Below are 1,007 nucleotides of genomic sequence, written 5' to 3'. Positions count from 1 at the left end.
CAGGCGCCGCGGCCCGTGCACAGGCCCCCGCGCCCTTCTCTCGCAGGTTTCGCCCATGTCCAACAATCAGATCCTCTTCGAACGCGCCCAGAAGACCATTCCCGGCGGCGTCAACTCGCCGGTGCGCGCATTCCGCTCGGTCGGCGGCACGCCGCGCTTCGTCGCGCGCGCACAAGGCCCGTATTTCTGGGATGCCGACGGCAAGCAGTACATCGACTACATCGGCTCCTGGGGCCCGATGATCGTCGGCCACGTCCATCCGGAAGTGCTGTCGGCCGTGCAGAACGTGCTCGCCGACGGCTTCTCGTTCGGCGCGCCGACCGAAGCCGAGATCGTGATCGCCGAGGAAATCTGCAAGCTCGTGCCGTCGATCGAACAGGTGCGGATGGTGTCGAGCGGCACCGAGGCCACGATGAGCGCGCTGCGTCTCGCGCGCGGCTTCACGGGCCGCAGCCGCATCGTCAAGTTCGAAGGCTGCTACCACGGCCACGCGGACAGCCTGCTCGTGAAGGCCGGCTCGGGCCTGCTGACGTTCGGCAACCCGACGTCGGCCGGCGTGCCTGCCGACATCGCGAAGCACACGACCGTCCTCGCATACAACAACGTCGCCGCGCTCGAAGAAGCGTTCGGTGCGTTCGGCGACGAGATCGCCGCGGTGATCGTCGAGCCGGTCGCGGGCAACATGAACCTCGTGCGCGGCACGCCGGAATTCCTGAACGCGCTGCGCGCGCTGTGCACGAAGCACGGCGCCGTGCTGATCTTCGACGAAGTGATGTGCGGATTCCGCGTCGCGCTCGGCGGCGCGCAGGCGTACTACGGGATCACGGCCGACCTCACCTGCCTCGGCAAGGTGATCGGCGGCGGGATGCCGGCTGCCGCATTCGGCGGCCGCCGCGACATCATGGCCCACCTCGCGCCGCTCGGCGGCGTCTACCAGGCCGGCACGCTGTCGGGCAACCCGATCGCGGTCGCCGCGGGCCTGAAGACGCTGCAGCTGATCCAGGCGC

At 69.1% G+C, this 1,007-nt stretch carries 1 protein-coding gene; it reads left to right on the top strand.

What is annotated here, in order from left to right; genetic code table 11:
* Positions 1-55: 55 nt before the first annotated feature.
* A partial coding sequence (locus JYJ84_RS37420) for a glutamate-1-semialdehyde 2,1-aminomutase (RefSeq protein ID WP_205190370.1) occupies positions 56-1,007 on the top strand: 952 nt, incomplete at its 3' end.

Source organism: Burkholderia sp. LMG 13014 (assembly GCF_905232215.1).
Classification (GTDB): domain Bacteria; phylum Pseudomonadota; class Gammaproteobacteria; order Burkholderiales; family Burkholderiaceae; genus Burkholderia.
The sequence above is the reverse complement of the archived record's forward strand: the minus strand, read 5'-3'. Positions and strand labels throughout refer to the sequence as shown.